The organism is Hymenobacter sp. HSC-4F20 (genome assembly GCF_019599275.1).
In the GTDB taxonomy this organism is placed as follows: Bacteria; Bacteroidota; Bacteroidia; order Cytophagales; family Hymenobacteraceae; genus Hymenobacter.
This window is the reverse complement of the sequence record NZ_JAHZTD010000002.1, coordinates 1,147,772-1,174,698: the sequence shown is the minus strand read 5'-3', so window position 1 is coordinate 1,174,698 and position 26,927 is coordinate 1,147,772. Positions and strand designations below refer to the sequence as shown.

Annotated in this window: 25 protein-coding genes; 11 read left to right on the top strand and 14 right to left on the bottom strand. The window is 49.6% G+C overall.

Annotation, left to right across the window (positions count from 1 at the left end; genetic code table 11):
* Window positions 1-13 precede the first annotated feature (13 nt).
* Entirely contained in the window at window positions 14-679 is a 666-nt protein-coding gene (locus K3G63_RS14795; protein ID WP_220614858.1) for a hypothetical protein, read from the bottom strand.
* A 279-nt stretch (window positions 680-958) separates the two neighbouring features.
* Between K3G63_RS14795 and K3G63_RS14790 the strand changes: the two genes are divergently transcribed.
* Window positions 959-1,249, top strand: a complete 291-nt coding sequence (locus K3G63_RS14790) for a hypothetical protein (protein ID WP_220614857.1) — start codon at window positions 959-961, stop codon at window positions 1,247-1,249.
* A 350-nt stretch (window positions 1,250-1,599) separates the two neighbouring features.
* Here the strand turns inward: K3G63_RS14790 and K3G63_RS14785 are convergent, their stop codons facing one another.
* A complete protein-coding gene (locus K3G63_RS14785; protein WP_220614856.1) occupies window positions 1,600-2,202 on the bottom strand; it encodes a hypothetical protein in 603 nt (200 codons plus the stop codon).
* Window positions 2,203-2,610: 408 nt separating this feature from the next.
* On the opposite strand from K3G63_RS14785, the gene K3G63_RS14780 reads away from it, so the two are divergent.
* Window positions 2,611-2,760 (top strand): hypothetical protein, encoded by a 150-nt coding sequence (locus K3G63_RS14780; protein WP_220614855.1) that lies wholly within the window; start codon window positions 2,611-2,613, stop codon window positions 2,758-2,760.
* A gap of 332 nt (window positions 2,761-3,092) precedes the next feature.
* Here the strand turns inward: K3G63_RS14780 and K3G63_RS14775 are convergent, their stop codons facing one another.
* The 4 genes from K3G63_RS14775 to K3G63_RS14760 all read right to left on the bottom strand — a co-directional run bounded on the left by K3G63_RS14775 (window position 3,093) and on the right by K3G63_RS14760 (window position 8,980).
* Window positions 3,093-3,830 carry a DUF3800 domain-containing protein gene (locus K3G63_RS14775; protein ID WP_220614854.1) on the bottom strand — a complete coding sequence of 246 codons (738 nt, stop codon included), beginning with the start codon at window positions 3,828-3,830 and terminating at the stop codon, window positions 3,093-3,095.
* A gap of 78 nt (window positions 3,831-3,908) precedes the next feature.
* On the bottom strand, window positions 3,909-6,290 hold the full coding sequence (locus K3G63_RS14770) for a ribonucleoside-diphosphate reductase subunit alpha (RefSeq protein ID WP_220614853.1): 2,382 nt from the start codon (window positions 6,288-6,290) through the stop codon (window positions 3,909-3,911).
* Window positions 6,291-6,938: 648 nt separating this feature from the next.
* Window positions 6,939-7,865, bottom strand: coding sequence for a DUF6624 domain-containing protein (locus K3G63_RS14765; RefSeq protein WP_259404450.1), 927 nt, complete (start codon window positions 7,863-7,865; stop codon window positions 6,939-6,941).
* Between the two features lie 152 nt (window positions 7,866-8,017).
* Window positions 8,018-8,980 (bottom strand): ribonucleoside-diphosphate reductase small subunit, encoded by a 963-nt coding sequence (locus K3G63_RS14760; RefSeq protein ID WP_220614852.1) that lies wholly within the window; start codon window positions 8,978-8,980, stop codon window positions 8,018-8,020.
* Window positions 8,981-9,444: 464 nt separating this feature from the next.
* On the opposite strand from K3G63_RS14760, the gene rplU reads away from it, so the two are divergent.
* The 5 genes from rplU to K3G63_RS14735 all read left to right on the top strand — a co-directional run bounded on the left by rplU (window position 9,445) and on the right by K3G63_RS14735 (window position 12,809).
* Window positions 9,445-9,750, top strand: coding sequence for a 50S ribosomal protein L21 (gene rplU, locus K3G63_RS14755; RefSeq protein ID WP_110976236.1), 306 nt, complete (start codon window positions 9,445-9,447; stop codon window positions 9,748-9,750).
* 99 nt (window positions 9,751-9,849) lie between these two features.
* The gene (gene rpmA / locus K3G63_RS14750; RefSeq protein WP_220614851.1) at window positions 9,850-10,134 is read left to right on the top strand and encodes a 50S ribosomal protein L27; all 285 of its coding nucleotides are present in this window, start codon (window positions 9,850-9,852) and stop codon (window positions 10,132-10,134) included.
* Window positions 10,135-10,818: 684 nt separating this feature from the next.
* Window positions 10,819-12,156, top strand: coding sequence for a phage integrase SAM-like domain-containing protein (locus K3G63_RS14745; protein ID WP_220614850.1), 1,338 nt, complete (start codon window positions 10,819-10,821; stop codon window positions 12,154-12,156).
* The gene (locus tag K3G63_RS14740; RefSeq protein WP_220614849.1) at window positions 12,153-12,458 is read left to right on the top strand and encodes a hypothetical protein; all 306 of its coding nucleotides are present in this window, start codon (window positions 12,153-12,155) and stop codon (window positions 12,456-12,458) included. Before K3G63_RS14745 ends, K3G63_RS14740 begins: the two co-directional genes overlap by 4 nt.
* 30 nt (window positions 12,459-12,488) lie before the next feature.
* Window positions 12,489-12,809, top strand: coding sequence for a hypothetical protein (locus K3G63_RS14735; protein WP_220614848.1), 321 nt, complete (start codon window positions 12,489-12,491; stop codon window positions 12,807-12,809).
* A gap of 23 nt (window positions 12,810-12,832) precedes the next feature.
* Here the strand turns inward: K3G63_RS14735 and K3G63_RS14730 are convergent, their stop codons facing one another.
* Entirely contained in the window at window positions 12,833-13,195 is a 363-nt protein-coding gene (locus K3G63_RS14730; RefSeq protein WP_220614847.1) for a hypothetical protein, read from the bottom strand.
* A gap of 38 nt (window positions 13,196-13,233) precedes the next feature.
* A complete protein-coding gene (locus K3G63_RS14725) occupies window positions 13,234-13,614 on the bottom strand; it encodes a hypothetical protein (protein ID WP_220614846.1) in 381 nt (126 codons plus the stop codon).
* A 765-nt stretch (window positions 13,615-14,379) separates the two neighbouring features.
* Between K3G63_RS14725 and K3G63_RS14720 the strand changes: the two genes are divergently transcribed.
* Window positions 14,380-15,765 carry a hypothetical protein gene (locus K3G63_RS14720; RefSeq protein ID WP_220614845.1) on the top strand — a complete coding sequence of 462 codons (1,386 nt, stop codon included), beginning with the start codon at window positions 14,380-14,382 and terminating at the stop codon, window positions 15,763-15,765.
* A 376-nt stretch (window positions 15,766-16,141) separates the two neighbouring features.
* Here the strand turns inward: K3G63_RS14720 and K3G63_RS14715 are convergent, their stop codons facing one another.
* The 6 genes from K3G63_RS14715 to K3G63_RS14690 form a co-directional block, all read right to left on the bottom strand.
* Complete coding sequence (locus tag K3G63_RS14715) at window positions 16,142-17,494, bottom strand: AAA domain-containing protein (RefSeq protein ID WP_259404508.1); 1,353 nt, start codon at window positions 17,492-17,494, stop codon at window positions 16,142-16,144.
* A gap of 5 nt (window positions 17,495-17,499) precedes the next feature.
* Complete coding sequence (locus tag K3G63_RS14710; protein WP_220614843.1) at window positions 17,500-20,340, bottom strand: PD-(D/E)XK nuclease family protein; 2,841 nt, start codon at window positions 20,338-20,340, stop codon at window positions 17,500-17,502.
* A 22-nt stretch (window positions 20,341-20,362) separates the two neighbouring features.
* On the bottom strand, window positions 20,363-22,258 hold the full coding sequence (locus tag K3G63_RS14705; RefSeq protein WP_220614842.1) for a DNA cytosine methyltransferase: 1,896 nt from the start codon (window positions 22,256-22,258) through the stop codon (window positions 20,363-20,365).
* A 268-nt stretch (window positions 22,259-22,526) separates the two neighbouring features.
* The gene (locus K3G63_RS14700; RefSeq protein WP_220614841.1) at window positions 22,527-22,814 is read right to left on the bottom strand and encodes a hypothetical protein; all 288 of its coding nucleotides are present in this window, start codon (window positions 22,812-22,814) and stop codon (window positions 22,527-22,529) included.
* 63 nt (window positions 22,815-22,877) lie between these two features.
* Window positions 22,878-23,216, bottom strand: a complete 339-nt coding sequence (locus K3G63_RS23185) for an ImmA/IrrE family metallo-endopeptidase (protein ID WP_409070872.1) — start codon at window positions 23,214-23,216, stop codon at window positions 22,878-22,880.
* Between the two features lie 241 nt (window positions 23,217-23,457).
* Window positions 23,458-23,874 (bottom strand): helix-turn-helix domain-containing protein, encoded by a 417-nt coding sequence (locus K3G63_RS14690; RefSeq protein WP_220614839.1) that lies wholly within the window; start codon window positions 23,872-23,874, stop codon window positions 23,458-23,460.
* A gap of 230 nt (window positions 23,875-24,104) precedes the next feature.
* Between K3G63_RS14690 and K3G63_RS14685 the strand changes: the two genes are divergently transcribed.
* The 3 genes from K3G63_RS14685 to K3G63_RS23180 are packed head-to-tail and all read left to right on the top strand — an operon-like array spanning window position 24,105 to window position 26,861.
* Complete coding sequence (locus tag K3G63_RS14685; protein WP_220614838.1) at window positions 24,105-24,554, top strand: DUF1508 domain-containing protein; 450 nt, start codon at window positions 24,105-24,107, stop codon at window positions 24,552-24,554.
* A 20-nt stretch (window positions 24,555-24,574) separates the two neighbouring features.
* Entirely contained in the window at window positions 24,575-26,398 is a 1,824-nt protein-coding gene (locus K3G63_RS14680; protein WP_220614837.1) for a ThiF family adenylyltransferase, read from the top strand.
* A complete protein-coding gene (locus tag K3G63_RS23180; RefSeq protein ID WP_409070868.1) occupies window positions 26,376-26,861 on the top strand; it encodes a Mov34/MPN/PAD-1 family protein in 486 nt (161 codons plus the stop codon). Before K3G63_RS14680 ends, K3G63_RS23180 begins: the two co-directional genes overlap by 23 nt.
* The last annotated feature ends 66 nt before the right edge of the window (window positions 26,862-26,927 follow it).

Here is a 26,927-nt window from a genome sequence, read left to right as displayed (position 1 = left end):
GGGCTTCAGAGGACTAATGCGTCTGATCCTGACCAGCTTTACCAGAATCCGGTACAATCCAAGCCAGGAAAAAGGCACTGTCAGCCTCATCCTTGAAAATAGGATGGGCCGACTTTATTGGCATGCTACCGGAGGCACTTGCCAGGCGTGGAGAGTTTTCCCGCTTCTTGAGTGGTCCGAAGCTCCCGGCAACCAGGAACATAGCTATGTTGCCAAACACGCTGCTAACCGGATTAACCTTGACCCAGCCGGGCTCCGCAAGTGAGAAGCCATCCGGTGACGTTTCGTGCGTGTACAGTTTCAGGTGCTGGGTTGGGCCAAAGGCGAAGGTCTGGGTTCCTTGAATTGATTGCACCTCCTGGGCATCGGGCGAGAGTAGGGGCTCGGCAATACCGGTTTTGCTGTTGTAGCGGTACAGGGTTACGCATGAACTGGGAGGGGCCTCAGGGGGCAAGTGCTGCTCCGCCGTTATATACAGCGTACCTCCCCTGATGTAGGGGCTGATGGTTACCGTTGGTTTGAAGTTCGGCTTGTATGTGTGTACGCCAAAGATGAGGTCGTAGCTCGGCTTAGGGCTGGCTTTGGCGCGCATTGGTCGGGGCAGGAAAAACAGGCCTGTTGCTACAGCCAGGCTCATCAGCAACAGCCCGCCGGGGCCCGGTAGTATTCGGAGAACCATAAGAATAGACGCTTGCACAAGTTAACTTCTATAGGATCGATTAGGTGGGGTAAGGTAGCAGAAGAACGTCAGAAGCTTATTTGCGGCCAGGCACACCCAGTCCGACTGCCTGGAAGGCACACAATGCACCCGGGCCGAAGAGCAGGTATGGCGCTTGCTCAGCGGGTGGTTTGGCTTAATCTTTGAAACGACTGTCGAGCTGGAAAGACAGCGGGTTACCTGGTTGCAGGGGCCTCATGCAGTCTGGCGGCTTCTTCTTACCCTCTTACTACCTCCCACATGCTGAAAGCTCTTCCCTTTGCTGCCCTTCTTGCCGGCGCTGCCCTGCTGCTCGATGCGGCCCCGGCGCAGGCCCAGGTTACCATCAACATCGGGCGGCCCGCCCCGCCTCCGCCGGTAGTGGTAGTGCGCGAGGCCCGACCCGCCAAACACTGGAAACACCGCCGCCACTACTACCAGCCCCGCCCCGTAATGCTCGTGCCGGCTCAGCCCGTGTACTACGCGCCCCGCGGCTACGGCCACGGTTCCAAGCACGGGCACGGCCGGGGACATGGCCACGGACGCCACTAAACGCCTACCCCCTCTGGTAAGCCGAAAGGCTCCCACACCTGTAGGAGCCCTTTATACCGTACACCGGCAACGGGCAGGAGCCGGACGGAGGGTAGGCGCCCGTTGCCGCTGTACGGTTGCGCAGCCGAAGTTGCCGAAGCCACCGGCGCCCCCTGGCCTACCAGCTGCTCCGGCGGCGAAGTGCTATACCCCGCCGCCCCACTAGACACCGCATGACCCGGCAGCTTGTGCCGCGTATATGCATGGCAGGCAGCCGCAACAGTTGCCGTATGCAACTGTGCCCTGCCGCAGCCTCTGAGAAGGCACAGGTACTTTCCTATTAGTGGGGTTGAGAGTGACCTAGCGCCGTGCTATTCTACCTGCTTCAGCGGCACGTTGGCGAAGGTGCCCGTAACAGTAATGTCGCACTTTCGCTTCGGGAAGGTGCCGTAGGCCACTGTTGGGTCGCTGGACCCAGTTAAGGTGGCGGTATAGGTGCCGCTCAGGAGTTGCCGCTTGGCATCGTAGCTACTGATGATGAAGCTACCCGTAACGTGCTGCATGCTGCTGAAGTACAGAATGGTACCGCCGCCCAGGCTTTCGGGCTGGTCGTAATAGTAGCGCACATCCGCATGAAGCGTTTGGTCGCGGAGGGTTTTGAGGGTGTAGGTGCCGGTAAGAGCGGCGGCTAGTTTCGTGCGGTCTAGCGCGAAGCCAATGCCCTCGGTACGGGTAATGGGCTCCACGCTTACCGATAAACTCTGAGTAGTCTGCGTGACATTGCCCTTCAGTTGTGGCGCCTGAAAGGTGGTATCCCGGTGCTGGCCGTTGTCCTGGTACACAATGGAGCGGCTATAAGTAACGGTGGGCTCCGGCAGTGGCTCGGGCGTTTCTTCCCGATCATCTTTAGCACAGCCAGCGGTAAAGGCCAGCGTCAGACCCAGCAGTAGCGAGAGAGTAGCGTTGTATTTCATAAGGAATAGAGAAGTGTAAAAACACTATATAGAAAACTGTGCCAAGCCTGGGATGGGGGCTTCGTATTTCCCGCTTGAACGGAAATCGCCGCCCAGATTTCTCTGAGCGGCGCGATATTGGTTTGCCGCTAGCGCGGCAGTGGAGGTACAATCTCCACCTCAAGGCTTGTCACGAGCTACACTATGCGCAATTAACGGTAGTTGAGAGCAAAGCCATTCCCGCCTTGGTTACGATTTGTCAAAGGAGTATATTTGTTCATTAATGTTTGACCCACCTTAGGGTGTGAAAGTGCTCATCACAAGGTCTCTAGCAACAATCCTGACTCAACTTCTGCACAAAAATTTTCAAAATCGGCCAAGCACAAGATGCTTATTTACTTCTTGATTGGTTTACTGAACATCAGTTCCATGATGTTGAATTTTGACTTAGTAATAACTGCAGAAAACGAAAAAACGAGAAAGGAGGCCCTAATGATTACAAAAAATAACACCGAAGTAACTGGTGCAAAATTTTTGAGTCAGGATGCTGTTGCAGGAACTGGAGCACAAGTAGCTTAGGCCTAACCCAGGCTATATAAAAACGGACGGCAATTATCGTCCGTTTTCGTTTCTATAGTAGAGCTTATAAAGATGTCGGGCTCTGCCTAATGAGCTTATTCCTTCAAGCGGTAGACCTGTATACCTAGCACTCGTCCTCTCTCGATACAGAGGTCTAAATGCACATCAGTCAATGCTTTGATGTGCAAAATAAGCAAGTCGAGACAGCTAAAGTTATCCACAAAGAACCATATGTTATCCACAGTCGTTATACTTGCACTGTGACTCGCTTAGGCCCCGTGGCCTCTGCCGGGCCACGACAAAGTCCCCGGTTTTTCAACCGGGGCATTTTTTTAGCGCCTAACTATACCTTGTGGATCATTGGAAGCAGCTTCTTTCAGAAGGAGGCTATCCAATGAGTCGAATAGATATTGAAATCCAAATTTCTTCAAACTGCCTTTGGGATATTCCTTACGGTACAAGCAGTAAGCAATAGCGTCAACAGCTTGTATAAAGTATGAGTGCGACGATGACCGATGAAATATATCTTCAATAATATTATTTATTACTGGGTTGTGAAGCCCTCCAAATTTAGATTCTATGGGGTTATAAACTCTCATTTTACGGATCAATCTTCGAAGTGCAGCATCATTGGTATCGTCAGCAATAATGATTCCTTTGGTCTTGGACTTGCGTAGGAAAGTGTCATATCGTTGAATTAGGCGCTTCCAAGCTACTTCTTGATATTCATCATATTGAGTGAGTTTATTTTTGTCTAAGCATATGTTTAAGATTTTGCTATTGGGAAAAAAAAGGTGCATTTCTCCTACAAAGCTCTTTAATAGCTGAACTCGTACTGACTTATGTATAGATTTATAAGCATCGAGTTTGTGAGGTCGAATGATCTCGCTGCTATGTAGTTCAATTCGCTTACTAAGGCCAGTTGCCTTTTGTACTAGCTCCCTAAATTTAACCAAACGGTCAATAGCACTGGACCAATCGTCGACTGAAATAATAAGTCCGCTTAAGATGTAGTGAGCTGAATTGCTACCCATGTACTTACCTGGGTCACCACTTTCATCAACATACATGAAATACATTTGGTCAGATACTTATAAAAAGGCCGCCTCTCACAAGAGGCGGCCTTTTTTATTAGGAACATGGGATAATTACGAACCGCAGGCCTCGCAGGCGTCTGGGTTGTCCAGGGAGCAGGCCATGTCGGAGGCGTTCTGGGCGGCTACGTTCAGCGGCTCCAGGGTCTCGGCGGCTTGCTTCTGCACCGTGAACTTAATAGCGTCGGCGGCGGCTTTGGTGCGCAGGTAGTACATGCCGGTTTTCAGGCCCTTCTTCCAGCTATGGAAGTGCATGCTGGTGAGCTTGCCGAAGTTCACGTTCATCACGTGCAGGTTCAGGCTCTGGCTCTGGCAGATATACGCGCCCCGGTCGGCTGACATATCAATAATGCGGCGCTGCGAAATTTCCCACACCGTCTTGTACAGGTCCTTGATGTGCTGCGGGATGTTCGGGATGTCTTGCACCGAGCCGTTGGCGGCAATGATAGCGTTTTTCATCTGCTCGTTCCACAAGCCCAGCTTCACCAGATCCTTGAGCAGGTGCTTGTTCACCACCATGAACTCCCCGCTCAGTACGCGGCGCACGTAGATGTTCGAGGTGTAAGGCTCAAACGACTCGTTGTTACCCAGAATCTGGGCCGTCGAAGCCGTCGGCATGGGCGCTACCAGCAGGGAGTTGCGCACACCGTGCTCTACTACCTCCTGGCGCAGCGTTTCCCAATCCCAGCGGCCCGACTCCGGCGTTACGCCCCAGAGGTCGAACTGGAACTGGCCCTGGCTCAGGGGCGAGCCGGGGAAGGTTTCGTAGGCACCATCTCGCTTAGCCAGGTCCTTGGAGGCCGTCATGGCGGCGAAATAGATGGTCTCGAAGATGTCCTTGTTCAGGCCCGTCGCCTCGTCGCTCTCGAAGGGCATGCGCAGGGCAATGAACGTATCGGCCAAGCCCTGCACGCCCAGCCCGATGGGGCGGTGGCGGCGGTTCGACTTCTCCGCCTCGGGTACGGGGTAGTAATTGATGTCGATAACCTTGTTCAGGTTTACCGTGGCGTGGTAGGTTACCTCGTACAGCTTCTTGTGGTCGAAGATAAGGTTACCGGCCTCGTCGGGACGCACGTAGCGGGGTAGGGCCAAGGAGGCCAGGTTGCACACGGCTACCTCGTCCTTGTCGGTGTACTCCATAATCTCGGTGCACAAGTTCGACGACTTGATGGTACCGAGGTTTTTCTGGTTGCTCTTCTGGTTAGCGGCGTCCTTGAACAGCATGTAGGGCGTGCCGGTCTCAGTCTGGCTTTCCAGAATGGCAAACCACAGGTCCTGGGCCTTGATGGTCTTGCGGCCGCGGCCTTCCCGCTCGTACTTCTGGTAGAGGCGCTCGAACTCCTCGCCGTAGCACTCATCGAGGCCGGGGCATTCGTTGGGGCACATCAGGGTCCAGTCGCCGTTGGCTTCCACGCGCTTCATGAACAGGTCAGGGGTCCAGAGGGCGTAGAACAGGTCACGGGCGCGCATCTCTTCCTTGCCGTGGTTCTTTTTCAGGTCCAGGAAGTCGAAGATATCGGCGTGCCAGGGCTCCAGGTACATAGCAAAAGCGCCTTTGCGCTTGCCGCCGCCCTGGTCCACGTAGCGGGCCGTGTCGTTGAACACCTTCAGCATGGGCACCAGGCCGTTGGAAGTGCCGTTAGTGCCTTTGATGTAAGAGCCCGTGGCGCGCACGTTGTGCACGGCCAGGCCAATGCCGCCGGCACTCTGCGAAATCAGGGCGCAGTTCTTCAGCGTGTCGTAAATGCCCTCAATGGAGTCGTCCTTCATCGTGAGCAGGAAGCAGGAGCTGAGCTGGGGCTTGGGCGTACCGGCGTTGAAGAGGGTAGGGGTAGCATGGGTAAACCACCGCTCCGACATCAGGTTGTACGTCTCGATGGCCGAGGCAATGTCTTCCTTGTGAATGCCCACGGCCACGCGCATGAGCATGTGCTGGGGGCGCTCCACCACGCGGCCGTCCAGGCGCAGCAGGTAGCTGCGCTCCAGGGTCTTAAAGCCGAAGTAGTCGTAGTTGTAGTCCCGGTCGTAGATGATGGCCGAGTCGAGGGTAGCCGCGTTGGCGTGCACAATTTCCCACACGTCCTGGGCAATCAGGGAGGCGTTTTCGCCCGTTTTGGGGTCCTCGTAGGTGTGCAGCCGCTTCATGGTGCTGCTGAACGATTTGCTCGTCACCTTGTGCAGGTTGCTCACGGCAATGCGCGCCGCCAGAATGGCGTAGTCGGGGTGCTTGGTGGTGAGCGACGCGGCGGTTTCGGCCGCCAGGTTGTCGAGCTCCACGGTGGTTACGCCGTCGTAAATACCGTCGATAACCTTCTTGGCCACCTCAATCGGCGACACGTACATCATGTTGAGACCGTAGCAGAGCTTCTCGATGCGGGCCGTGACTTTATCGAATTTCACGGACTCGCGGCGGCCGTCGCGTTTGATTACCAGCATAGGCGTAGCAGGTTGATGAAGTAGAAGTATGGGAAAGACCGGAGCAGGCCGGCCAACAGTTCAGGTAGATACTCGGGCGTGCCCTACCCCCGAAGGCAAGGTCAACGGTTCCGAAGATATCCGTCTGGCAAGGTCAGGACAAGCCTATTCTTTAGAAGTTTTCCACATACTGCTAAAGCGCTAGTACTTAGCGGGTTTTTGTTATTTGCCGATGACTATATAGCCAGATAAAAGAAATAGAAATTGGGTTGCTGATTTCCGGGAGAAGTGGTATTGTCGGTGGGGTAGGGGGTAGCAAGACAGAAAGGCCAACGCCCTCAAGGGCGTTGGCCTTTCTGTAGGAAATAGGCTCAGCCTATCGCCAAGCATAAGCAAGGCAGCTTTGCAGACGACGAACACTTTCGTCATTCAATTGAGGGTAGGCTTTCTTTACAGCAGTTGCTACATTGGCTATGGCCGTCTGAAGAGTCTCTGCCGACCAGTTTATGGGTAGGCTCACGGTGAAGTTGTATACCTCCTGCACTAAGCAGGCCGTGGCAAATCCGTACTCTTCGCTACTAGTGTAAAACTTGTCTGTGCTGAACCGCAAGCCCACATGCTGAGTAATAGCGCTGTTTACTTTCTCTGATTCAGCGCCTGTCAGAACGTTCATTTCACTGGCACCTTGTAGTCGAGGCCGAAGCGCTTGGCGTAGCTGGCCAGCGGCTCCATACCAATGGCGGCTCGGCGCTCATCCACGTGGGCTTCGTCTTCTATTTTGTAAAACGCCATCTTATTCGTGATAGGGTCGCCCTGGAGCTGGCTACCGTAGATCTGGGGCTTTCCCTGCCACATCAGAAGCCGGTCTTGGAGCAGCGCAAATGAAGGCTTAGCTAAGTCGCCGCGCTCCATTGCCTGCTTCGCCATAGGAAAGTATTTCTCCATGGTAGGCAGGTTAGAGTGTTGAATTACGAGGAAGACTGTGGTAGTACCCGTAGTACCTACTTCCGATTTCTTAGGCCACCCATGCTGATCAAGCAGCGTCGTGATTTTGTGGAGGTTCCGGGCATCCGTCTCCTCAATCTGTTTCCACAGGGCCGTGACTTCCGGCGACTTCTGGCCGTACTGCTTCATGGTGGCATCCAGCTTCATGCGCCCGCCCTGGTCCGAGGCGTAAATGGAATCCAACTGCTGCTTCAGGGGCTTGTTGTAGGCAGCTTCTACCTTGGCCCGCGTGGCTTCCAGCTTCGTGAGCATGGGTTGCCAGCGTTTATCGGTGTGTAAGGAAGTTAGGTCTGTATCCTGTTTGAGGTGGGCTATATTTTCCCAGCCGGCCACCGTTGCTTTGTCGAGGTACTGAAACGCTTTGGTAGCATTTCCAGCTAACGACCAGGCACAAGCTGCGTTGTAAAAGTCGCCGGCGCTAGGTGCTTTAGCCACTTTAAAGGCCTGATCATACAGCTCACCCGAACCGCGGTAGTTTTTGGCCATGTAGGCATCGAAAGCTTGGCCGCTTAGTTTACTGAAATCGGCTTGTGCGAATACCGAAGAACCGCTCAGGAGCAAGGCTGCAAGGAAAACAATACTTTTTTTCATAAGAAGGGAAGGATATGGTAATGGAGTGTAAGTCAGAGGGTTAACGACAGAAGTGCGTTGAGTAATATTACTCATTTGCTATAAATGAGCAACGGGAGCCAATCATACGATTAGCCCCCGTTGCGACAGGTTGCAAGCTTTGAGCGCCGACCTTAAAAATCCTCGTCCAGAGAGAAAACGTTCTGGTCGCGGTCAGTGAGCACGCCGGCTTTCTGGTATTCGCCTACCCGCTTCTCAAAGAAATTGGTTTTGCCCTGCAGGGAAATCATCTCCATGAAGTCGAAAGGGTTGGAGGCGTTGTAGATCTTGCTGTAGCCCAGCTCGCCCAGCAAGCGGTCGGCCACAAACTCGATGTACTGGCTCATGCTCTGCGCGTTCATCCCGATGAGGTTGACAGGTAGCGCGTCCGTCACGAACTCCTGCTCAATCTGCACCGCGTCGCGGATGATTTCGTGCACGCGGCTCTCGGGCAGTTTGTTCTGCAGATGGTCGCGGTAGAGCAGGCAGGCGAAGTCGCAGTGTAGCCCTTCGTCCCGCGAAATCAGCTCGTTAGAGAAGGTCAGGCCCGGCATCAGGCCCCGTTTTTTCAGCCAGAAGATGGAGCAGAACGAGCCTGAAAAGAAGATACCCTCTACGGCCGCAAAGGCGATGAGGCGCTCGGTGAAGTTCTCGGAGTTGATCCACTTCAGCGCCCACTCGCCCTTTTTGGCTACGGCCGGTACGGTTTCCAGCGCGTTGAAGAGGTAGTCCTTCTGCTTGGGGTCTTTGATGTAGGTATCAATCAGCAGGGAGTAAGTTTCCGAGTGGATGTTTTCCATCATCACCTGGAAACCATAGAAGCACCGAGCTTCAGCCATCTGCACCTCCTGCATGAAGTTGACAGCCAGGTTTTCGTTGACGATGCCGTCGGAGGCAGCGAAGAAGGCCAGTACGTGGCTGATGAAGTGCCGCTCGCCATCATTGAGCGATTCCCAGTCTTTCTGGTCCTGGCTCAGGTCAATTTCCTCGGCAGTCCAGAAAGAGGCCTCGGCCTTTTTGTACATCTGCCACACATCGTTATGCTGGATGGGGAAGAGGACGAAGCGGTTAGGGTTCTCAGTGAGCAGAGGTTCCATGGCAACGAGGGATAAGATGGTAGATGCAAAGGTAATCCGGACGGGGCCGGATAGCGCGGAGCTAACCCGGGCATAACGCCAATTGTTTGGCTGGCACCCCCCGGGCCGAAGTCAAAGATAAACGGCCCCGCCGGGAAGCTTGGCCGCCCCCGGGCATTTTTTCTGTGTTAATTTTTACGTATGCTGTTCGTTCGCTGCGCGTTGATAGCTAGCCCAGAATATATCATGGAAGAGGTAGAAGTGGTGGATAACAGAAGTTATCCACATTATTTCTGTGGACAATTGTAGTTATCCACAGAAATTGTATTCGCGCACCCGCTGGCGCGTTCCTGCTTATGAGGTACCGACTGGTTAAAGGCAAGCCACTGGGGCAGGAGCAATGAGGTTTAATGAGTTAGGGTTTGGATTTGTAAAATCATCCTTCTACTTTTGCCTTCCATTTTTCAGAAACCGCGAAGACGCCGATGTACGCAATTGTCAACATAGCCGGGAAGCAGACCAAGGTCGAAGCCAATAAATTTGTATACGCCCACCGTTTGGCTGGCAACGTCGGCGACACCGTGGAGCTGGGCAAGGCCCTGCTGACCGATAACGAAGGAACCATCACCATCGGAGCCCCCGAGCTGGACGTGACCGTAACCGGTACTATCCTGGCGCACGTAAAGGGCGACAAGGTTCTTGTATTCAAGAAGAAGCGCCGCAAGGGCTACAAGAAGCTGAACGGCCACCGTCAGCAGTTCACCAAAGTACTGATCAACAGCATCGGGTAATTGAGTTGCTTGTCTTGGTTGCCAGTTACCAGTCTGCGTAAGATTTGGTAACAATAGTCTGGCAACCGGCAACTGATACCTCTCAACTCTTAAAATACCATGGCACACAAGAAAGGCGTAGGTAGCTCCAATAACGGCCGCGAATCGGAATCGAAGCGGTTGGGCGTGAAAATCTTCGGCGGGCAAAGCACCATTGCCGGCAACATCATCGTGCGTCAGCGCGGCACTAAGCACCACCCCGGCCAGAACGTGGGTATCGGCAAAGACCACACCCTGTTCGCTATGATTGACGGCACGGTGCAGTTCCGCAAGGGCCGCAAAGACCGTTCGTTTGTATCGGTGGTACCCGCTACGGAGGCTACCGAAGTAGCTGCCGCCGAGTAAGGGTAGCACATACTTGCTCCGCTGATTAGCGGGAATTTTGAGAAAAAGGGACCGGCCACAAAGCCGGTCCCTTTTCGCGTTAGAAGACAAAGAAACGAATGACTGCAGCCCAATGCTTTTAAGTATACCTAAAGGCTACTAAAAGCACTGGGCTTGGCTGCGTCGATGCTGCTACACGCAAACGGGGTAATTGCAAAAGAGCGCGGCTCCTGGGGCGCAGTAGGTACACGGCCTGTCCGGTGCTTCGGATGCAACAGCTGGCCTCCATCGGCTACCCCATACTGGCGGCCGCAGCTATCCAGCAGCCAAACCCGGCGCCCGACTTGTCTTGTCAGAAGCAGCGCGTTGGGCTGGAGCCGGACCCACTTATGGCCTTCGCTACAAGTGCTCCGCTTCTGCTGCGGCTGCTTTGTAGGTGGCTGCCGCTCAGCGCTAGCGCTAAACCAAATTGGCTTAAACGTATTAGTAGGTAGATAAAAAACAGCGCCCTGGCTGCCATATTGGCAACCAGGGCGCTTTCGGTAGCGGGGACTGGACTCGAACCAGTGACCTTTGGGTTATGCGTACCCCATAAAAATGTGGCCTTATGTGTATTAAAGGCACATTTTACTCAACGCCTAGTATATGCATTACGTTCTAAACATATGGCCAACGTTCTAAGAACGTTCTAAATCCATGTGGAGAATGAAGCAAAAAAACACCCAGCGCAACGCCGCCGAAACGAGGCTAACACTTCGGAACAAGTCAACCGCAACCGGGTTGTGGCAGGTGGTTGTGCTCTATTCCCATAAGGGGGCTGTCAGAAAGTTCGCTACTGGCATCCACGTTCCAGAATCGTATTGGAATGAAACCAAGCAGGAGGTTCGCTCTGGGGGCGCCGAGGATGTCACTGCTGCCAATACTCACCTGAAGACGGTTAAGGCTAGGTTCGATGCAATCATCCGGCAGCACCTACAGGACACGGGTGAAAAACCTTCCCTAGAGCAGCTCAATACCGCCTATTCCAAGAGCAAGGCCCCGAAGAATGCGTACGCGGTCACGAAAGTCGTTACGAGCGCCTTGGATAGGTATATGGAGCATCGCAGGACTGAAATCCAACCCAATAGCATGAAAGCCTACGCCGCTCTACACCAAAACCTTCTCCTGTATCAAAAGGATACGGGAGAAGACTGGCGTTTGGATACACTAACCGCCCAAGAAGTCGATGCATTCCAAGCGTGGTTGATTTCAACTAGGAAATTTCACAACACTACGGTTGAGAGGAGAGTCATTGCCCTCAAGAAATTTCTAGAGGCTCATCGTGAACTTATCACCATCGATTACAAGGCATTACGCCCTAAGCATAAGGTTAGAGCCGCAAGGAATTTTCACCCTGTTACGTTGACTCTTGAGGAACTAGAGGCGATTCGTCGGTTGCCTTTGCAGCAAGCGCCTCGCCTAGAAAAAGTACGCGACCTATTCCTTCTTCAAACTTGGACTGGCCTCCGTTTCTCTGATGTGGTAAGGCTCGCCCCGGAACACATAAAATCCACTAAAAACGGGCATCGTGTTCGAATCGATATCAACAAGACCGGAGACTACAGCGACATACCATTGTTCCCGGTGGCCGCCGAGATGCTCGCTAAGTACGACGGCTGCCCGCCCGTAATCAGCAACCAAAAGTTTAACAAGTTCATCAAGGAAGTAATGGCACTAGCTGCCATTGCAACACCTTCATTGAATGAAGTGATTAGCCAGTTCCACTACGAAGCCACTCGTAAGGTAACTGTCAAAAAGCCTAAACATTGCTGGATTTCCAGTCACACGAGTCGTAGAACCTTCATAACGCTTAACATTGAAGTGGGCACTCCACAGCATTATGTGATGAAGTGGTCAAACCACACAGACCCTAGGTCATTCAAAAAGTATCAGAATGCCCTTCAAGGGGAAGCAGATGCTGCTCTGATTTTAGTTAAAGCATATCAAAGCAAAGCTGATTCGCAGAACATTTATGACACCGATTCTCTTCCAATACCAGTATGAACGCTACTCTCTACGTCCCCAATCATTGTCCTGTCAAGTTATCTGCATCCGGGTTTGTTCTGCCTGATGCGAATGGCTACGCGAAGGTGTCTCATCAAGTAGCCTCAGAACTTGGGTGTGTTCCTGGCCTAGTAGACGTTCTTGTCAGTGGCAGCGGTTATGTTGCTTATAGCGTGTTCGATTGCGAGGTTGAAGTGAACGTAACGGCCATGTCAGTGCTGCAATCAATGGGTGTCTATGAAAGCACTGAAGACGCAGAGCTGTGTTTACGTGGTCCGGTATTAGTAGTAACGTTGGACTAGCCTACATTAGAAACTCATCATTCATCCCTTATGGAAGAACCGGAATATCTGGCCCTGATAGCCCAAGCTACCGATATGCAGCAAGTAGTAGCTGACGCACTTCATGTCAATGTGGTTGTGGGCTCATCAGGGAATGATAAAGACCATATCGTAGGCATCGGCCTAGTTTATCCTAAAAATATTCCCCCGTACAACCTTATTCATGTGAATCCACCATTCCCCTTGGTAGAAGGTTGCCAGATGCCGTCAGGCTTATATACGCCATCGGATTTCACTACACGACTACAGAAGGCACTCAAGGCAAGAGTATCTACCTACAAAGTGGTCACACGCATTCTAGAAGCATTATAGGGCAAATAGCTGAGCAAAGCATTTTAGCACACCTTGCCTGACGGACTATCCAACCACTTGTTCAAGGATTGCTCCCAATCTTCGATACAAGGCTCGAATTCCCATTCAAGTGCAAGCGCAAACGCTTGAGCGAATCCGTGTATGCCATCTGCGGCCAGCATGTTCATGAAGCACTTGAAGGTAAACTTTTGACGTTTCGCTACCCATACAGCACGTATTGTGTCGTAGTCAAGTATCAGAGTTTTATACTTCTCTTCTCCGAAGAACCGGCGAATGTTCTCTTTTACGGCGAGGCGAACGGAATCGAGGCTTACGCCGCCATAGTTGTAGGCTTCTTCTCTGCTCATCGTGAGCATGCCGTCGAATTTGCTAGGGTTAATGTGCATATGGTTTCCTTTCATCTTGTGTATTAATATTGAGGGGCTTAGGCGACTTTCTTGGCTTCCAGGCATGAGTCCAGCCATTCATCGAAATGAGCGTCCCAGTCCAAAATGAAAGGTTCTAGGCCCCATTCAAGGCCGATTGCGATAGCATGAGCGAAGCCATGAATTCCATGTAAGTGCAACCACTCAGCGTGACCGTCAAATGTGACGGCTCGGTTGTGTTTTGCCAGTTCCGGGTAGGCTTCCTGGAACACTATTCTGATTTCCTCATAGCGTTTAGTTCCGAAGTAGCGTTTAGCTGCTTCCACTGTTGCTGAGCGATAAGCATCAAGGCTGACACCGGCGTAGTCATAGTAGCGTGTGCGGCTCAGAGTGCCAGGTGATGGAGCGATGAGTGAGGGTTGGGATTTGGTCTTTTCCATGAGTACTGATAGGTGAGGATGGGTTTGTTTCCTCGTGACCAAATATATCCTCGCCCATAAAACCGCGAAAGCCTAAATCACTGTTTAGCAGGTGAAATGATTTTTCACATAAGGAGATTCGCGGCAAGAGCATGCCTCCTGCTGTGCGTATCGAGACATGTCGATGCATCATCGAAGCCTTGAGTATAACCCACGGCATGACGCTGTGAGAAACGCACCTACACGCTTCAAAAGGGCAGTTCCGCCTACAGGCTAATACACGAATGCGCTAGCTACAGAAAGAGTAAATGAGCGATGCATAAGATTGTGGATAGGGAAATAGTAGGTAGGGAAAGGGAAGATAAGAGAAGTAAACGTGACGTAGGAAGGATATAAGAGGAAGGAGAAACGTAGGTAACGAGAAGGAGAACAGTAATAAGACAAGGAACCTGCGGTAATATGGGTAATATGGGTATGCCGGGAGTTTTCGCCAAAAACCATCTCTGCTCGCTTTAAATGCGCTTTTAGCTGTACAAAAACGACATCGCAATGAGAATGATTTTCGTCGCTTTATAGACGAGGATATATTTGGTTCGCAGGCTAAGCTATTCTAGTGACGACGCCAGCACATATGGGAAGGCACTTGGTTGGTAAGCCTCCTCCATGCATCCGTGTAACATGACCGACTACCATGGGCGCGCCCAGGAATACCTAACTGAATAGATAAGATGAACCGCTTACTTGCAACTCTCGTTTCGGCTACCGGCCAACTTGAATCTAACGGACTTGAACGTTGCCCTCACTGGCACGCCAAGCTTTTCACGTACCACTCGTGGGGTGGTACTATTATATAACTACCTCCTGAGCAAAGATGTCAAGCCGAGGGAAGAGGAATTCGCTTCCGATTACATACAGGTAAACTATACGACGCTACAAGCGTTCCTTGGCAAGGAGAACTATGTGGATGTGCTTCGTCAGCTTGTAGACAATAACTATCTCGAGCGCTTGGAGTACGATGAGTACGGTCAGTATTACCCAGGCGGCTACTTCCAAGTAGCTGACGAAAAAGAAGGCATAATAGGCCGTTGCAAGTCTTTTCGCGTCCCTGCGCATCTTCTGGACGATAGCTACCAAATCTTGGAAATGGAGCTAACGAAGACCGAAGGCACCAAAATACAGAATGCGAAAAAGCCTCGTGTTCGCTACGAGGAACCGTACCGTGAGTTCATTCGAGAGAATATGGATGACATAGTCTTGGTGGATACCATAGAATCGCGTCAAATCTTATCGAGGCTCTACACGGAAGGAAGAATAAGGGTCAACGCCGAACAATACCTGGACATGTGGAACAACAACATCTTCCAGGAAGCGTCAGTGGATGATTTCGGATATCGAGTACATGGCCCCATAACAAGTGCGCCCCGTGAACTTCGGCCTTTTATGCGCTTTAAAAGCGATACGGCCTCTCCCTTGGTAGAAGTAGATTTTGTAGCTTCTCAACCTTCGTTGTTAGCTTCCATCACCCCTGCGCTGATAAGAAGGTTTGCTCCCGAATGCGCTGTTGCAATTCCGCTTTTCAAGGTCATGAAAAGCAATGATGATTGGGAACGCTATAAAGTCAAATGCCTAGATGTGCGGGTAGGTCATGGCATCTACGATTTTCTAGCGCAATCCTATGAGCGAGAGTACAACGTTCCTATGATTCGAGATGATGGTAAGAGCATATACTACCGAGCTTGCTTCTCAAACTATAGCGGGCTTAGTCATCTCAGCTTAAGCAGCAGTGAAGCAGAACACGCATGGCACATGGTCAACGGAAATGAGCAGACGCTAAAAAGAGCTGCTTCAAATTTGTTCACTCTACGAAGCTACCATCTGTTCAAGAAAGCCTTTCCTGGCGTTCATCAGTTGTTCCGTAATTTGAAAAGGTTGGAGTGGAACGTAGAGGGACAAGGAAAACCGCATGCGAATAACTGCTTGCTCGCTCAAAGGATTGAGTCCGTTCTGATATACACTATACTCGTGAGAGCGTTGGCCGAAAGAGGAATTCGTAAGGTGGTTACCATACATGACGCTATCTTCATTCGTCATGAGGAAGCAGACAACGCACGCAAGATAATAGAGCAGCAGCTGCGTAAACTAAGACTAGACCTCAAGCTGAAAGTCAAATAAAATATAGTTATTTATATATTATTATAATAACTAAAGAGGGTAAGTAATTGCTTGTCAGTGATTCGCTAGCAAAAAAAATTGAAAAATTTTTTGCGCGACCAAGCCACCGAAACAATGCTTTGGGGGAGAGGGGGGCAGTGCCGGATACGGGGGAGGGGCCATTCGCGTACTAGGGCCTCTCCATGAACCAAGCTAGTGTTAAGCGGGCTAATAGTAGTCGTTTACGAGCCTTGCAACCGCACTTAGCGTACAGTACATTGGTACGAATTCATAGCTATAAGGTAAGGTTACGACTCATTAAGGAACAGTAAAACGGGGTTACGGGAGGTATAAAAAACAGGGTAGGGAATGCTTTATCCCTACCCTGCTCTTAGTGTTATACGGAGCTTGGCACTAAGGTGGAAGTAACTAATACAGGAACAGATGGTGGGTCAAAGGGAGGCGTTAGGACGCGAACTGAATAGCTGCCTATAGTTTCCGTAGCTACCAGTTCGGTGCATTCCTGACGCAATGACTTCCAAAGCAATGTTTCGGCATATTGGTCGGCTTCGACGGGCATATGAGAAAGCAAGCTTTCGGAACACACGACAATCAGGCGTTTTTTCGTCCTTGAGAAGGCTACGTTCGCTCTATTCAACTCCAAAATAAACTCAGCGTTGCCCGCAATAGCCGAAGGGTCACTCATCGCAGCTGATACGATGATTGTTTCTTGCTCAGCACCCTGGAGGCGGTTTACAGTGTCGACTAGCTGTACGGGTTCTATGCCTGGGTCAATGTAAGGAGCTAAACGAGTTTGTAGAAGAGTCCTTTGTGCTCTATGTGGAGTAATGACCGCAATACTATTTGGCGCTTGAGCAGGTGCAGCGTCCAACATCTCTTTAATAATGCTGGCCTCTACTTCATTACTCTGATTTGATATGCGCTCGTTGTGCAATATAAGATACAAGCCAGTGCCATTTGCCCAAACACTCTCCCAGCCGTCTTGAATGCCTCTTGAATCTGGCCTAGTATGGCCTGAAGGTCCATCTAGTTCCAAATCATCAAGAAGATACAAGCGTTTTATCAGGTTTCTCACAACTGTAGGCAGTCGAAAGCTATATGTGAGAGCTGAGCGGTTCATCCGTGTCTTGTCAGCCGCAATCAATGAATGTGCTAATAAGTTACGAATAGCATCATAGGCGCTACGAAAGGGTTGATACAGAACGGTTGGCGGCCGGTCTTCATCTTCCCATTCATGTGCTACTATCGGTGATAGCTGTCGATGGTCGCCGGTTAACATCATGCATCCATCCTCTGTCAAAAGTGATGCTAAGGCTAAAGCATGAGGGAATACCAGCATACTTGCCTCATCAATTATTAACTCATCGGCTTGAAATACACGGCCTGCACCTGTGTAAGCTGCCGACGCAGAGATTCTCTCCGACATTTTTAACAGAGCAGTAGTGGTGCCACCGATAATCACAACACCTGTTCTGCGCAATCTCTTTACGCTACTAGTACAGTTCCCATCTGTGCAATCCTCTGTTCCTGTTATGCTCTCTGTTACATCACTTGAGTGCATTTGTACCAAATGGATATTTGGCATAGGCATACCTCTGCTAGCAGCCTGAGCTGCAAAAGTGGTGCTTATCAGAGCAAGACGTCTAAGTAAGGTTCTAACCGCATTATGTGTATTAGCCGAAATCAATATCACATCACCAACCGCACGCCGCGCAGCAACGCGAGACAGAATAGCTACTGCGGTGGTTGTAGTTTTACCAGTGCCAGGGGGGCCTTGGAGCAGATAACTCGTGTAGCTAGCCCTGTCAGAACAGCATCACGTTGGTCAGCCATCAATCGATGGCGGTCTGGGTCTTGAAAGTCTGTGACTACCGTTTCAAGCAACGTCTTTGTTGGAGCTGGAAGTGCTGCAAGCGGCGGTACATGAGGAGTTATTGGGTCTAGCCAATTGAACATGAAATTCCTAGGGTTGAAAGAGAGTCTTTTATAGACCCGATTCGCAACGAAGTCCGTTACGCTTTCATCCATAGTGGCGAAAGGGAATACACCTACGTTCGGTTGGTAGCTACCGCTTTGGAGGGTAAAAGGATTATGCATGCCAAAGCGCGGCTCTAGCATTACATCTCCTGTTGTCCAATCCATACTTATTATTACGCATGTGCAGCCCCCCTTTGTAAGCTGCGGAATCGTCTGACCACGTTGTGGGTCTGACGCACAAGGAGATACACGGACATAAGAACCAACGGAGTACAATGCACGAGACTCCAGTGATGCCAATGTGAGCCCGAACGGCGCCGGGTCTATGGTTGCACAGAGCATTTTATTGCCATCGGTGTGTACGTTCTTAAGGGGTAGGGTTTGTCCTGTTGCCACCCTCCCTGCTGTAGGCCGCATATTCTGCGTCAACCACCCGCTCACTTTTACGTGGTGGTCTAAGAGAAGAAAATCTATGCCAGCTCTACCAGCGTCGAAGACACCGAGTGTGAATGATGTGAGTCCAGATATGGATAAAGCGGTCTTTTCTATATCTGGGTTTTTACGTAATCCCTCGTCCAGCCACCGTAATGCATGAGTACGGCTGCGCAAGTATTCAGCAAGATAGTTAGGCTGACTAGCTCGGTTATAGTACTCAATGGCACGTCGTGAACGATGGTCTAATTTAGCAGGGTCAGGTAGGTCTCCCCAATAAGCTCGCCAATATGGTGCAGATAACGCATCATTGAAACGACTACGGATTTCGAATCGATGCTTATCGACCAAAGGCTCTATATCCTTATCAATCCAATAGCCGGGTTTTGCCGGGTCAAAGTCAAGGGCGGTTTTAAAGTCAAATACGTCCTGTGTAAACTGTTCATCAAGCTTCACATCCTGACTGTTGATGTGGCGTGTCCAGTGGAATCGTCTTTTGAACCAAATCAACGATGTTACAACACCTAACCCGCGCCCTGTCCATCCTAGGCCATAACGTTGCGTTACCTCATCACTTACTGAGGAGAACAACAGCTGCTCTAGACTTTGTCGGCTACCGAGTAGTTCACGCAAATGACCAAGTAGTTTTCCTCCACCTCGTGAACATGCCTCAATGAGCATTTTCATCTCCATGCCTGACCATACATAGAAATGTACAGGTACGCTGGCAGTCCGTCCTGCTTCAGTTGCTATTGCGTTTACTATGTCCCTAAAAAAGTTTTGGATAAGGGCACGCTCTGTAGCCGAATCCTGTCCGTAATCGCCAGTCCAAGAAGATGACACTATTTGCTGTACATCACGGCCTTTCACAGGTTGTGCAGTACCACTATGCACCTCTTGTATACCAGCGATAGGTTTATCTCTTTTACCATCAGGCTTAAGAGAGTAGGGCGTTTCTAATTGATTCGGGCTGTTTGTAACATGGGCAGTTAGTGCTACAACCCTGTTCTCAGCATAGTCATAATCTACATTGAGGTATACTCGTACCAGAGGAACACCTGATAAAGTATGCTCCGGTAGCTGACCCTGACCTGAGTTGGGAATTGTAGTTACTGAGAAAGCCTTGGGAATACCTGCACGCCCTGGTAGGGTGGCGCATCTGCTAATTGCCTCTATCTGTAATCGACTTAGCTCGTTTGTAAACCCTAAGGAATTCCGAATCTGTGATGCCGCACTTGAGAGCAAGTCTAGTGTTGCAAGCTGGTCTAAAGTATTTACACCAAACTGCCGCAAAACTCGCGTGGTTGCGGGGGGAAGGCCAAGTAGCTCTAAGCGTAGGTGCCTAGCGCTCTCAGTAAGGCAATGTGGGCTGAACGTACAGCCATCACATTTTTTGTTCAACTGAAAGGGAAGCTCTTCCAAATCAGTATCTCGAATGGTTGCTAGTAACCCATGCTCTTCTAAAAGGGACTCAACATCAGCCCGCTCGAGTGACAGGTCAAACGCTGGAATATCTAAAATTCGTTGGTTTAGGTTCGTGGTTTCGTCTATACGTGCTACTATATATTTGAAGTCAGCGGCAGTAATAGTGCGCCCATGCCATATTGCTGGCGTGGAGGACAGCAGTTGTTCAACTAAAATTTGATACAACACAACCTGTACCCGATGATAAGTACGGTCTCGGCGGCTTGATTTGCACTCAACTACATACAGTACAGGTTCATTATTAGCAGCCCAAGTAAGCAAAATGAAATCTATACTTCCACGCACTTCAAAGTCACCAACTTTGCCTTCAACAGTTGTCTCACGCCAGAACAAATTCTGTCCAACCACAGCACTGCCAATGGCAGCAACTACTTCTGCCCAAGTGGTTTTGAGGTCATTACGGAGGAACTTCCCCGCTTTATCATATATAGGAACTAATGTTGTTGAGTCCTTAAAGCCATCTTTTAGCAAGCTAGCAGCCCACTCCTCCTCACGCATATGTCCCTGTGCCTTGAGTACGGGGTCCATAGTATTCAAGAAGCGGTCGAAGAAAGGAAGTACTCTGGTTAGGTCTCGATTACCAAGGCCCAACTTGAATCGTCTTTCACAAGAATCATGACGGATAAATTCTCCTATGTCGGTTACACGGAGTGGTTTAACCGGAATTAAGGGGGAAAGCATAAAAGTGCGAAATAGAGAATGGTTATTGAGTGACGGCCGCAAGGCCAGTAAATTCTTTTTTGCGTAGAGGGCTACTTGGGCTTAAAGTAGGAAAGCTATAAGGAACGAGATACTGCCCAACAGGTATCTGAGGGTTTATGTAGTGACTACGTACTTCAAAGCCTAGTTTGCGAAGTGCGACAAGGTTATTAGGAACCCCTGATGGAGATATGCCCCAGTGCTTAGCTAGTTCATCTTCATTCATCAAGACGCCTACGCCCTTCCCTGCAGATACTTGTTTAGCAACAGCGAACCAAGACGGGGCAAGTGCCTTGTCCTGTTGACGAAGCTCAACGTTGAATCTTTGAGTATAGTAATAGTACCCGGAAAGTTGGACTAAATCTGATAAATGAGCCTTCTCTCGTAATATTTCCTCAAAAGCCTTCCAGCAAGCAGTAAACATGGGAGCAGAATTGTCACACGCCTGTATTCGCACTTCTTTGGCTTCCAAAGGCCATCCTTGAGCTGTATTGGGCCGCAGCGTCAAGGTGTATTGAATACGTTGCATGCCTGACATCCCTGAACGTTTGAGTCGGATGACCCAAATATCTTCTCCTAGTTTGGCCTTGACGGTATATGCATGTGAGCCGAATTCAGGCTCTGATTGCCAGCTGAAAGATTCCGTCAAAAAACGTTGACCTTCCCACTCTGTGATAGACGCACGCATAATGGGAGTAATAGCAGCGTGGCCATCTGAAGCTTTGCGAGAGTATATGGCAGTTTTTAGATGCTTAGGACGATATACGCGCGTATCATCCCCATGGGGCAAGTAATCTAATGCAGTAGGTATGGGCTCGCCGAATAGCTGTTGGCGGATTGCTAGTGCTAGAACCCGACCGAGTTGAGGGGGCACAGCATTACCCAGTTGCCTAAAGGCGACACGTCGCCCCCCTAATAGTTCATACGAATCTGGAAACGTTTGTAGGCGTTTCAACTCAGCAAGTGTAAAAGGTCGCCCTTCCCAGTGGAAAGGGCCACAGAAGGGGCCTCCGTTGGCCTTTATTGTACGAGTAGGTTCCTGAGGGTCTGCCTTGTATAGGAAGTCTGAAAATTTGGACCGCCAGCTAAAAATAGGCTGAGGATGGCCTAAGCGCTCAGTGTAGAAAGAGTAATTGAGGCCGGGAGGTATATCGTTTAAGAGATGACCATATTTGCCTGTTGGAGGAGGCAATAAATCATCGGCAGGAACACTTTCTAATGCTTTTGCAGCAGTAATATGCTCAACTCTTGATTTCGAGCGCGGGCCATGTGTTGGGGCAGGAAAGCAGAAATCTCCCTGTTTCACCCCAATTACAATTACTCTCTCCCTATGTTGTGGAACGCCATAATCTGCCGCATCTAGAACATGAACAGACGTTTGATAACCCGCTTCGTTGAATGCTTCACGCATTGCCCTCCAGGCACTACCCTGTTGCGCACTTAGCAATCCTAGGACGTTCTCAAAAAGAAACCCACGGGGTTGCAGCATCTTGAGCAACCTAACATAATGCTGAAAGAGTTGGCCTCCTGGTGAAGCGGTTCCCATTGCTCCAGCCATACGTCTGCCTGCTGCGGAAAATGACTGACAAGGCGGCCCACCTATGATGAAGTCCACATCCGTATCTGGATTAGGTTCATAGGTCGTCACATCAACGCATATACCCCGGGAACCTTCTAGTAGCTTCCCCTGCTGTGCATTGTGATTCAACGTTTGGACACAAGAGAGGTCTTTCTCTACCATTTCCACGACCTCAAAGCCAGCGTCGTGGAAAGCTATGTCTAGCCCACCACCGCCACTAAATAAGCTCAAGACCTTAAGCTTAGGCAATCCTTGTTCCGTATACCACTCCCTTATATATCGACCAAAACCATCAGGTGAATTATGGTCTACTAGTGACATGGCGATTTTACTATTTTGGAAATTTAAATTTGGCTGCTTAGGCATCTACACTAGCCATGTATATAATATATACAATATTATGAAAATGGCTTGTGAGAGCTAATATCAGCATTCTGCCACATATCAGATACAATCAGCAAGTTGAACACTGAGTAAAACAGCGTTTCTTATAATTGTTGATAATGCGTAATAATCTAATTTTCTACACTTAAGAAAAAAACTAGGCATCAGCGGCATTATAGTCAGTCGTAATAGCTTCGACTTATAATTAAGGCAGATTAGCTAGTGTCAACGCGTTACCGTAGCCTATTGATTGACTACGAAACTCTACTGTGATTAAAGGGGGCCCTGACATGTTTAAACCTATCTCTATACAGGGCAAACCATTAATTACAACTTGGGTGACTATTTTATGAACACCCAAAGTAGGGTTTTCAGGATAAGTTTGTTTGAATTGCTCTATCAAATCTAATTTATCTGCAGGATGTTCTTTAGCGTAAACATAATATTGGTGTCCTATATTACTAGGTGAAGGGAAGTTTGCGAGTAAAGGCATAATGTATACTTGAATCTTTGGGACAGTAGGCAGCAATATAGATATTACCCTTCCTACACATCGTTAGAATTGAGGCTTTGGTTTGATATAAGACAGGCGGCGGTCAACCGCTGTTATTCGTCGCCTGTATATGGCCATCTCTATACTGCAACCATATATTTCAGCAATTCGCTCAGTTGTATGCCCTGCGCGAACCAGCTGATATAGCCCTTGGTCAGGCACTTGCAAGGTTGCCCCTAACCATTTAGCTTCCTCCTCATGGCTATCATTATGCTGTCTAAGCGCTATATCGGCATTTAACTGTAAGCAATCACCTGGATGTTCGCATATAATGTGTGCCAACTCATGCATTATATCACTCTCCTGTCGAGCCAATGAGTTGCTATCGTTATAGAGAATCATCCTGTGTTCTCCTACAATTGCTGCAAGCGCTGAGAACTTACACTCTGGGTTTGAAACCCATGTAAGGCGCTCAGAATATAAGGCTTGGTCTGGGAATAGCTCTCGCAAGTCAGCTTGCAAAACTTCTAGTAATGAGGAGGATGCAGTTACGCTGACATTATATAGCTCAGCTACTAATCGGGCTGGGCAAGCCTGAGTAGAACGTAGGCCAAGTTGCTTTCGAATATCTAGAGATTTTGCTTCAGCAAGGGTCTTGAACTTGGGAGGAAGGAGATTTTGCCTCATTCGGTAACAAATTGCGACGAGATGCGGCATAGGCCACTTCTATCATAGTAATTAATGCTTCACGAGTTTGCTGAGTTAATAGCTTGTCAGCTCTTAAATGTACTATAATATCCTCCGTTTGTAGGACAGGCTCTCTTCCTAGTTCCTTCTTTAAAGCAGGCTCATTGGCAAAATAGGCAGGGTCTACCGATAGCCACCTACATATTCGCATATACGTGTCTAAGTCAGGTAGGCTCCCTCTTTCTACTCTAGATAGTGTAGATGAGCTAACGCTCTCCATTTCAAGAGATGCCGCTCTGACAGTGAGCTTTTTCTCTTCGCGATGCCTTTGGATGGCTTCTGCTAATGCCTTGATGTTTATTTCGTGCGACATATATAGTTAAGGCTAAGGAATATACGATAAACTCAGCCACAATGACGGTTTGAGTTCCGTGCATTACAAATATAAGCTGGTTTGTCTTACTTGTTATATCCGGCCTTGTCTAACACATGCAATTGTGTCATGAATGAAACAATGGCGCAGGTATTGTTGTATGATGCTTGTCTTTAACTCTCGGCCGAGAACAGACAGAGGTATCTTTTAACAACAAACGGAGCGACCTAATGAAAGGGTTTAACTATTACCAAGACGCCAAGAATGAATGGCGCTGGAACTTGAAGGACGGTAACCACGAAATCGTAGCAGATTCAGGCGAAGGCTACCGGGACAAAACAGACTGCCAGAAAGGCGCTGAATTATTCAAGGCATTAGGACCAGAGGCACCTGAGCGAAAAGTTGTTGAGCCTGATACCAGCGGGCAAGGACCTGAATGGGAGTACTACTCAGATAGGAAAGCTGAATGGCGATGGCGTTTTCAAGCTAGAAACAATAAGATTCTAGCTGATAGCGCTGAGGGATACGAGAGCGAGCAAAATGTGAAGCGGTCTATAACTAATGTAAAAGACCTTCTCCGTGAGTTGCGAGGGTCTGGTTCAAACGGTGGAAATGGTGGCTCTGGCGGTTATGTACCTCCAACAACCAAAGGTTCGGAAGGTCCAGGCCGTTTTGCATAGTTGAGTTGCTCGGATACGCCATGAATGAACTAGACCAAATAGCACTTGCTCAGAGCCACAAGATACTTTCCTCCATGCGGGGGGTACAAGTTCAAAGTGAATGGCGCCCGACGCAAAGCTCAACAGTATGGATGCTTCAGCTCCGCCTCGAATTGCTCGGGGCGGAGCCATCATCTGATGTACCTTTATACACCGACTGGGAAGTTGTGCTTGACTTCAGGCAGGACATGTGGGGAAAGGTACAATTACACCCTGTTAACAATGAGTACGGCATCAACAAGACGTTTCCTCATCAGCAGTTTAATGGGGGCAATCATAGTACTTGGCCTTGCCGAAACGGGCACATATGCACTCTAACTTGGCAAAATAATCTTGCGGCAACGCGAAACGCTATGCCCGTCGAGCCTACTACCACTATAGATAGGCTGAGCTGGCATGTATCTCGTGCCTTAGAATGGTTAGCCTTGGCTGCAACCAGTTCCCTCACTCAACTTGGCGACTATTACGAGTTACCAGACTTTAATACAGGCCAACATAACATACCTGGGTCTTTGGCCTATTACGAGGACGAGCAGAGTTACAAACATTGGCAGTCACAGGGCGTTGATAGCGGCATTGCTTCCCTGCTGCGACTAAGGGGAAACCCATTAACTCATGTCATTAAAAGATTTTATGACTTTCGAGGACGCAGTGTAGTTTTTGCTCCTACATGGGGAAAATCCATCAGCAGTGAACCTGCTGAAAACTATGCTCTATGGATTAGGCTTGATGCCATGCCAGTAGTAAACTACTGGCAAGCGCCTTCTACAATTGACCAATTGCGGGAAGCATTGACCGCACAAGGTAAAGACCTAAACGAATTACTCGAACCAATGTGGAAACACTTCAGTGAGTCAAAAGAAGTGTTTCTGTTGTTGGGAGTACCCATCCCTATAAGGGTAGGTGAGAAGCCACATCATTACCATTGGCAGGCACTCCAGCTCGCTAAACCCGCAACTCGTTTACCTCAAAAGAGCCGGGTGCAGTTACTTAAAACCCATCTTAATACTCCTCACGAGCTCAAGTGGATGCCGCGAGCTGAAAATTGGCACCCTGAAGTTTTACAGAACCGTGGGCGTCTATCAGTTAAGCTTAGCAATGCAAAAGTTTTGCTTCTAGGAGCTGGGGCATTAGGTAGCGCTATCGCTGAGCAACTAGTCCGGATGGGCGTGAACCACCTGACAATTGTGGATAAGGATGTACTAGAAGCAGGCAACTTAGTGCGACATAGCTTAGCCTTGCCTCAATTAGGACAGTCAAAGGCATTGGCATTAGCAGCAGGGCTAAATCAAGTTAACCCTTCAACGAGAGTTGTTGGGATGCATTTAACCCTTCCAAACCAGGATATTGGCTTCTTGAATGCAGTCAAAGAGGCTACGCTCATTATTGATGCCACGGCGGAAGATGCGGTACTGCAATTGATGCCATTGCCAGGCATTCCCAGGGACACTCCTATCATAAGTTGTTCTCTTAGCCTGAATGCAGAACACTTGTTTTTCTATGCTGACCTAGCTGAGACATTCAACTGGATTGATTTTAATCAATGGCATCAACCTTTTAGGGAAGAGCAAAATCAATTGGCTCAACAGCTAGAATTTCCAAGGGGAATAGGATGCTGGCACCCTCTAACTCCCGCTCCTTTGAACAGGATAGCAGGTTTAGCAGGTGTAGCAGTAGAGTTGATTGATAAGACCTATGCAGATAAGTCGGTATGCCCTCTTAGAATTCGTCATGCTTGGCCACTATTGGTATCAGACCAAACCTCAATTTTAGAAACTGTTAATGAGTCTGCTTTTCTGCACTAGTGACGGTCGGCAATGTATGCACTTGCTTACGAACGCAATTGACACTATCCGTGAGCAGGCTCTATTGCACCACCCTTTAGAAACAGGTGGTATTCTGCTAGGGTATTATGACTCCGACTACCGCGTCGCAACGATAGTTGTAGCTACACCGCCGCCATCGGATTCCGAACACGGTCGTTACCGCTTCATTCGTGGGACAAAGGGTATTAAACAACTATTAACTTCAGCAAAAAATCAAAACCCACCCCTTTATTATGTAGGTGAGTGGCATACACATCCTAATTCTGCTGCTCAACCAAGCAGCACTGATATTAAGCAAATGCGATACTTCGCTTTACGGCGTTTGTATGGGTCAGGCTCACCACTCCTACTTGTGATAGGTGGTACACCTCCTCATGAACTTCTCTGGCAAGCAGTGGTGACTACCCAACGGAATCCTCCTTCACATCTTACTATGTTTTAGGAGATAGTTTGAGACCTATGACTATCCCGCTAATATGTTTGGGATGCGGGGTGGAGCAGTAGGTAG